This window comes from uncultured Nitrosomonas sp., assembly GCF_902826915.1.
In the GTDB taxonomy this organism is placed as follows: Bacteria; Pseudomonadota; Gammaproteobacteria; order Burkholderiales; family Nitrosomonadaceae; genus Nitrosomonas.
The window spans coordinates 16,874-24,774 of the sequence record NZ_CADEGP010000048.1; the positions used below are offsets into that span (position 1 = coordinate 16,874).

Here is a 7,901-nt window from a genome sequence, read left to right on the forward strand (position 1 = left end):
AAGTAATATGCTAAGGAAAAGAAAATTACATGGAGCATAGTGTCATTTTAATGACAACAATCATTTTATAGTTTCACAAAACGGCAACTTGCTAAGTTTAATAGTATTTCAGTAAACTGCTCGTTACATCTAAGAAATTTAGCTGACACTAAAAACAATTCACGAACTTGTTCATAAACTATGACTATGGCGACCTACCAAATATTATTTATCTCTGTTAACCCAGGAACTGTACTTTTATCCGCCTTAATCAAGTGTGGCATACTGACTTCAATTCGGTTGCCGAAGTATTCTGCATAAGCCATATACCGATAATCCAGTTGAGGAGGATAGATTGTTTTTTACACGCGATGATCACAAGATTAATATTATCGGCGGCCTACTCCTGCTAGGATTGACTCTATCAACAGGTATTGCTGTTTACAGTGCAATGCGACAGCAGATTGAATCCGTACTTGGCATAGGTTTACGTGCTGCACTACAGGGTAAAGCACTCCTGGTAGAAAACCAAATTCAAAAAGGCATGGGAGATACACACACTTTATCTCTCCGCCCGTTCTTAATTCAATCAATGCAAGAACTCAACGCTCAGCCAGAAAATAAAAACGCATTACACGATCTTAAGCGGAATGTTAATTCACTCCCCGAGTCAGGTTTTTCTGCCGCAGTTGTTTATGATGCCAAGGGCAATACGTTATCTCAAATTGGTCATTTTTCTAAAAATGTAGCTCAATCAATACCGCTTCCGAAACACAATGACACGCTCCTTATTTGGGACAATCAATTTATTCTTCGCACTCAGGTCGATATTAAAGATCAAGAAAAGCGGCATATCGGCAGAATTTTGACAGAAATAAAACTACCACAAGTGACACGCAGGTTTAGCGAAATAAGATCCATTGGCAAAACCGGCGAGTTCATATTGTGTGCTCCCCCTACCGCGGACACACAAGCAATGGCTTGTTTTATCAGCCAAATTGACGGTATAAAATTTACGCACCTGAGATATGCAAGAAAAGGCGGAGTATTGCCAATAAGTCTAGCACTCAATGGTACAAGCGGTGTTATAGCAGTCAAAGATTATCGCCACATACCAGTAATTGAGGCCTATGCGCCACTCCACGGTATTGATTTAGGCATGATTCTGAAGTTGGATCAGGATGAATTATTCAGTCCGATTAATGATCAATTGATGACCATTGTCTTTTATCTTGCCGGATTGATTATTGCTGAAATATTGCTATTGAACTGGTTTGTTCGAAAACTGATCAGATCCGAAAGAGAATCACGCAATGCTAAAGAAACCGCAGAACAGATTTCTATCGAACTGAGTCATAAGGAGATTGAGCTGCGCGAACGGCTGAAAGAAATTACCTGCCTGTATGAGATTCGCCGCAACATTGGATTGGATTTATCTGTCGACAAAGCCTGTCAACAGATAATTACGCATCTGATACCTGCCATGCAATATCCAGAACATGCCTCGGTAATAATCGAACTCGATGGAAAACGTATTTCATCTGCGATCTCGACCGAATATATGGCACATGAATTAAACTCAAAGATCACTGTCAATGGCACAATATGTGGCCAATTAAGGGTTTTCTATCCTCAAGACAAACCGTTCTTAGCTTCTGAGGAACAAAAGCTTATCGATGCAATTACCAGTGATCTGGCGCGATGGTTAGAGCGTAAAAAAATTGAAGAGCTGTTGCGTGAACGCCTGAAAGAAATCACTTGTCTCTATGAAATTCGCCGCGGCATTGGCATGGAATCATCGATAGACAACGTTTGCCAGAATATTTTTGAACACCTGATACCGGCCATGCAATTTCCTAATATGGCAAGCGCCGTAATCGAACTCAATGGCTGGAAATTTACCATAGGAAAATTTGACCCGGAAACTAGGCATCGATTACAGTCAAAAGCCAAAGTCACTCCCAGAGAAACCGGTTTCTGGCGTGCAGAACGAAATCCTGCTTGCACCTGCTGCGCCTTGATTTATGTCAATGGTAAAGTGTGCGGCCAAATACGAGTTTTTTATCCGGCAGATCACCCTTATCTGATGGTGGAAGAGCAAAATCTCATTAACGCGATCGCCAGCGAATTGGAAAGCTGGCTTGAACGCAAGCGGTTAGAACAGGCTCTGGTACTCGTAGCTGAAGAACAATCGCACACAATCGGACAGGAGTTACATGACAATCTAGGACAGGAAATAGCGGCTATCGGCTATCAAGCCAGGGCGCTGGAGAAGCAAATCGTTGCCACAGGAAACACCAGTATGGCAACAGTTGCCGCTTCCATTGCTTCACAAGCACAAATCTCAGTGATACACATCAAACAACTGGCGCAAGGACTGCTTCCATTTGAAATAGAAGCCAATGGTTTGGTTGCCGCTTTACAAGCGCTAGCAAATAGGGTCTCGACGACTTACAGCATATCTTGTCTTTTTTCTTGTGAAAATAACATCATCATTCAAGATAATACTCTGGCACTTAACCTATATCGAATTGCGCAGGAAGCTACCAACAATGCAATTCGCCACGGTAAAGCCCAACATATCACTCTATCCTTATCTTTAAACGAAGAATTACTGTGTTTGTCAATTGCCGATGACGGCAGTGGATTTATTGAAGCAGATGAAGCATCGCAAACAACTTCCGGGATGGGTATAAAAATAATGCAATATCGTGCCAAACAGTTGGGCGCAAAATTGAGTTTTCTCTCCCGTGCGGAAGGTGGCACAGAAGTTCGTTTAGAAATGCGGATGGCCTAATAAGATGTCTACAAATAAAATCAAAGTAATGTTAGTGGATGATCATGCCATGTTAAGGCATGGTATGGCGATGATGATCAACATGGAATCCGATATGGAAGTAATTGCCGAAGCCGGCGACGGCAACGAGGCATTGGCAATACTGAAGAAAAATGAACCTATTGATATTGTTTTATTGGATGTCACGCTTAAAACCGTATCTGGTTTTGAAGTGATTAAAAGCATGCATGCACTGAAACCTTCACTTCCCGTTCTGTTCGTTTCCATGCATGATGAATCCGTGTATGCAGAGCGCGCTTTACGTGCCGGTGCTCGTGGCTATGTGATGAAACAAGAACCTGGCGAAATATTGTTGGCGGCAATTCATGAGGTACTCAATGGTAACGTTTATTTAAGTAAGCAAATGCATGACAAACTGTTAAAGCGCATTGCATCGGGTCAAACCGAGCCCGAGCAGCTCATCAACACACTGACGCCCAGTGAGTTCGAAGTACTCCACTTAATCGGACAAGGACATAGCAGTCAAGAAATTGCAAAATTACTTTGTCGCAGCATCAAAACAATTGAAACGCATCGTTTCAATATCCGGGTCAAACTACATTTAAAAGATGGTGCCGACTTAATCCGTTACGCCACACGCTGGATTTCTGAAGAGCATTAAATATACTATACGCACAATTTAATTCAATCTAAGGGTTTCCCTTATTGAAAAACAATGGATTCCCCAATATCATTTCAATATTGATTCTCGTAGGATACACACATGTGTCAATCCACTTGGAGGCTTACCATCATGAGTATTAAGTTTGGAAAATATCTTGCAGTTTTACCGATACTTTCTTTATTAGTTGCCTGTGCGCAGTTGGGCCCAATGGAAGCACGGAATATGGATAGCAGCATGGCTGCATCAGAAGCTAAAACCTCCAATGATCACGAAAACTTAGCCAATCACTACGACAGCCTGGCCAAAGAAATGGCCGCAAAAGTTGAAGAAAAAATAGCATTGCTAGAAGAATATGAAGATCATAGCCATTACTATGGCAGGCGAGGACAGGATTATAAATCACATACGCTGGCAAATATCCGCCACTACGAACAGGAAACGACAGCAGCTATTCAACAAGCAGGTTATCATCGCAAAATCGCTGCCGATCTTCAAAAAAATGAATATGCGCAATCTGACGATAGGCCGAATCAAGTACAGAACCAAAAAATCAAAGCCAGACTAGGCTCTGAACCAGCAAGTAATTAAAGAATCTTTGCATCAGGCGATGGATGCATTGATGAATAGAATTATGAATTAAGTATCGCTCTTAAGAATGCCAAAGGCACGGGGAATGTTAATACTCTCCGTGCCTTTGGCTGTTTATATTTGTATGTATGAATGAATCGTACCATCACTCTAAAAAAAGATTTCTGAAATGGCTGCTAACCATATTCATAATGGGAGGCACATTTTTTTTCTTTTTATATGCAACCACTCCTTACGCAAATAATTTAAAAAAACATTTTAAAGATAGCCGAATAGAATTCGGTGGCTGGATTCACGGTGGCGCAACTTTAAACCCGAGCCAATCAGGTGGTTACAATGGTCCTGTTGCTTTTGCTGATCAAGCTAATCGGTTCCAGTTAAATCAATTCAATCTTTTTTTGCAACGCCCAGTAATATCGGAAACCAAAAGATGGGATTTCGGCGGACGTTTCGATTTTTTGTTTGGAACTGATGCAATTTTTACGCAGGCTTTTGGTGTACCAACTTTTGATGTCAATTCCGGCGAAGCACTCAATCGCAGCAACTGGGATCTCCATCTCTGCTGCTCCTCAACACGCGCTTATGGAATCGCACTCCCGCAGGCCTACTTGGAAGTGCATATACCGGTCGGGGAAAATGGAGTTAACCTAAAGGCAGGACATTTTTATTCTCCCACCGGTTTTGAAACTGTCCCAGCCCCGGATAATTTTTTCTATACCCGGGCCTACTCCTTTAATGCCGGAGAACCCTTCACACACACCGGTCTACAAGCAAACTATATCGTCAACAACAATTGGTCCGTCTCCGGGAGTGCCGTTACCGGTAGCGCGACGGGTGGCTGGGATAGCGGGTGGGACAAGCAATTAGGTAATTGGGGTGGCGTTGCGGGCATTACCTGGACCAGCGACAACCAAGCCACTTCATTCAACGTTACCGGTACTTATGGCAAAATTTCAACACGAAGCGACGAGTCATGGGGAATGTACAACATTGTATTTCAGCACAAAATAGATCCTAAAACTCTACTGGTATTACACCATGTTCATGGTTATGCCGATGGCGTTTTATTGAATAATATGAAATATACCAATGTAGTAAAGGACGCCGAATGGATTGGTTTCGTAACGCATCTATACCATGATCTTACCGAGAATTTATCGATAGGTGCACGCGGCGAATGGTTTCGGGACCGCGATGGGTTTCGCAATCCTTCTCCCTTCCGAGTTGCTGCCGCAACCAACATCGTGAACGGTGTAGCTACGAGTTACGCCGGCAATCTCAGCAGCGTCACCATTACCCCAGCCGACTACTATGCCGCGACCATCGGTTTAAACTGGAAGGCCGCAAAAACCCTAAAACTCCAATGGGATGCGATAAAAAAGCTCAACATCCGACCGAACATTCGTTATGACAGGGTCGATGCTTTGCATACAAACGCTTATCGGCCCTTTGCCGGCAATAAAGATCAAATTCTGTTTTCGCTCGATTTCGTCATTCCTTTTTAGAAATCAAATCATACCAGCGATAAAATGCAAAGCTCAGCCACGATCGCAAAACCGTTCGAAGCAAGTCATAAATCCGGCTTGACTTTCGCTTTACTGATTGGATCATTGCTTTGTTTTGTCGCCATCCTTCTATGAATCTCAGCAAATCTCAGGCTTTCTTGCAAGGTCTTTTCATGTGCACGAATATTCGCGGAAGTATGCGACTGCAAATCCAAACCTCTTCGTCCATAATAATAGGGACGTGCTTCATACGCCTCAAGGATTCTTTTATTCTTCTGCAGATTCGATCTTGCTTCATCGACTACGGTTTCATAATAGCTGACCAAAGCCTCATGATCATTGTTCGCGATCCCGGTCGGTGCAATTAGCGATGCATTCATTTGTGCACAAGCGCTCAGAACGATTAATGCCAACACGCCAACTGACAATTTCAGTGTTTTCATAATGAATATCTCCTCTACCGTATGGCACCATCTTAATTTGATCAACACCGCATGTATATTGGGATAACCCTTGTTTTTCATTAATGGAAACCATTAACCTTATCTTTGTAGGCACAATATTTTTTAGACGAGAACCATTAGAAAAATATTATTTATCAGAATGTTAGTTTAATAATACTTTAAAATGAAAGTTAACTTAAGATACTCAGGATGGCTGATATGTGCCCTGGCAAGCAGCATCTTTTTTTGCTCGATATACTCCGATAATCTTTGCGCCAACAGCTTTAAAAAATTTCTTAATCATCACAAACTGGACTTCGGCGGCTGGATTCACGGAGGTGCAACGTTAAATCCCAGCCAATCAGGCGGATTCAATGGTCCTGTAATTTTTGCCGACCAGGCCAACACGTTTCAGTTGAATCAATTCAACCTGTTCATGCGGCGCTCGGTCGTTTCTGAAGGAAAAACCTGGGACTTCGGCGGACGTTTCGATTTTATGTTCGGAACCGATGCTATTTTCACCCAGGCGTTTGGCGTGCCAACATTTGATGTCAATGATGGAACGCCGCTCAAAAGAAATGAGTGGGATCTCAACCTATGCTGCGCCTCAACACGCACCTATGGTATCGCGCTGCCACAAGCATTCATGGAAGCGTATGTGCCTGTAGGCAATGGCCTCAACGTAAAGCTAGGTCATTTCTATACGCCTACTGGCTTCGAGACCGTTCCAGCACCCGACAATTTTTTCTATACCCGTGCGTATACCCTGAACGTCGGTGAACCCTTCACCCACACGGGCATGCTGGCCACCTACCAAGCCAACGCAAACTGGCAAATTCTCGGAGGCCCATTGACAGGCAGCGCAACGGGTGGCTGGGACGCAGGCTGGGACAGGCAGCTAAGCAACTGGAGTGGATTGGGAGGCTTCACCTGGACCAGCGACAATCAGGCCACTTCATTTCATCTTTCCGGTACCTATGGCGAAACTTCCGCGCGCAGCAGTGAAATCTGGGGATTCTACAATATCGTGTTCAAACACAGAATCACCTCCAAGACTTTGTTAGTTTTACACCATGTTTATGGCCATGCTGGTGGCGTGTTGCTGAACAATCTGAAATACACCAATGTCATCAAAGATGCCGAATGGTTCAGCGCGCTCGTGCATCTATACTATGATCTGACCGACAATGTATCGATTGGTGCGCGCGGCGAATGGTATCGTGACGAAGACGGTTTTCGTAACCCCTCCCCATTCCGCATCTCCGCTGCCACCAATGTCGTGAATGGTGCCACCGTTAGTTATGCCGGTAACCCCAGCACTGTCACCGTTACCCCGGCCGATTATTATAACGTGACGCTCGGTTTAAACTGGAAAGCCGCCAAAACGCTCAAGCTGACCTGGAATGCACTGAAGAAACTTACGATTCGCCCAAACATTCGCTATGACCGGGTCGATGCTTATCATACGACCGCATACCGACCGTTCGGCGGCAACAAGGACCAGATTCTTTTTTCACTCGACTTTCTGCTGCCTTTTTAAGACCACGAATAATGGTTATTGCTGAATTGATCAGGAAAATAACTCTTCGAGCACTTTATAAAACACATTGTGCAGTGGCTTAGGTATGCTTATTTTCATGGAGTCTGAAGTTTCATAAAATGAGGACATGAAATGGAGGATAGAGATGGCATTATCCCGCGCACAATATAGCCAGGAATTTAGGAAGCAATCAGTTAAGTTCTTTAAAGCAAGTGGATTAACTTTGGTTGAGGCAGCCAAACGACTGTCGCTACCAAAAGGGACATTAAAAATTGGGTTTATGCGAATAAACAAGATGAACTCGTTACGGTAGGCAAACCCAGAGACTACTTAGTCGGCCCTGCAAAATTCACATGACTGTGGCGGAGGCTTTGTATACAAGAAA

General features: G+C 43.6%; 6 protein-coding genes. 5 read left to right on the forward strand and 1 reads right to left on the reverse strand.

What is annotated here, in order from left to right; genetic code table 11:
- Nucleotides 1-334: 334 nt before the first annotated feature.
- From QZV86_RS09465 to QZV86_RS09480, 4 genes are all read left to right on the forward strand, one after another.
- Nucleotides 335-2,776 carry an ATP-binding protein gene (locus tag QZV86_RS09465; protein ID WP_295626900.1) on the forward strand — a complete coding sequence of 814 codons (2,442 nt, stop codon included), beginning with the start codon at nt 335-337 and terminating at the stop codon, nt 2,774-2,776.
- A 4-nt stretch (nt 2,777-2,780) separates the two neighbouring features.
- The gene (locus QZV86_RS09470; protein ID WP_295626903.1) at nt 2,781-3,437 is read left to right on the forward strand and encodes a response regulator transcription factor; all 657 of its coding nucleotides are present in this window, start codon (nt 2,781-2,783) and stop codon (nt 3,435-3,437) included.
- Between the two features lie 132 nt (nt 3,438-3,569).
- Nucleotides 3,570-4,028 carry a hypothetical protein gene (locus QZV86_RS09475; RefSeq protein ID WP_295626906.1) on the forward strand — a complete coding sequence of 153 codons (459 nt, stop codon included), beginning with the start codon at nt 3,570-3,572 and terminating at the stop codon, nt 4,026-4,028.
- A 191-nt stretch (nt 4,029-4,219) separates the two neighbouring features.
- Nucleotides 4,220-5,533: a porin gene (locus tag QZV86_RS09480; RefSeq protein ID WP_295626909.1), complete on the forward strand. Its 1,314-nt coding sequence runs from the start codon at nt 4,220-4,222 to the stop codon at nt 5,531-5,533.
- Between the two features lie 65 nt (nt 5,534-5,598).
- Here QZV86_RS09480 and QZV86_RS09485 read toward each other — a convergent pair whose 3' ends face one another.
- A complete protein-coding gene (locus QZV86_RS09485; RefSeq protein ID WP_295626912.1) occupies nt 5,599-5,976 on the reverse strand; it encodes a hypothetical protein in 378 nt (125 codons plus the stop codon).
- A gap of 184 nt (nt 5,977-6,160) precedes the next feature.
- On the opposite strand from QZV86_RS09485, the gene QZV86_RS09490 reads away from it, so the two are divergent.
- Nucleotides 6,161-7,516 carry a porin gene (locus QZV86_RS09490; RefSeq protein ID WP_295626915.1) on the forward strand — a complete coding sequence of 452 codons (1,356 nt, stop codon included), beginning with the start codon at nt 6,161-6,163 and terminating at the stop codon, nt 7,514-7,516.
- The last annotated feature ends 385 nt before the right edge of the window (nt 7,517-7,901 follow it).

Excerpts from the sequence above, each read along its gene's own strand:
- QZV86_RS09470 (WP_295626903.1), top strand. The coding sequence starts at position 2,781 with ATGTCTACAAATAAAATCAAAGTAATGTTAGTGGATGATCATGCCATG.
- QZV86_RS09475 (WP_295626906.1), top strand. The coding sequence starts at position 3,570 with ATGAGTATTAAGTTTGGAAAATATCTTGCAGTTTTACCGATACTTTCT.
- QZV86_RS09480 (WP_295626909.1), top strand. The coding sequence starts at position 4,220 with ATGGGAGGCACATTTTTTTTCTTTTTATATGCAACCACTCCTTACGCA.
- QZV86_RS09485 (WP_295626912.1), bottom strand. The coding sequence starts at position 5,976 with ATGAAAACACTGAAATTGTCAGTTGGCGTGTTGGCATTAATCGTTCTG.
- QZV86_RS09490 (WP_295626915.1), top strand. The coding sequence starts at position 6,161 with ATGAAAGTTAACTTAAGATACTCAGGATGGCTGATATGTGCCCTGGCA.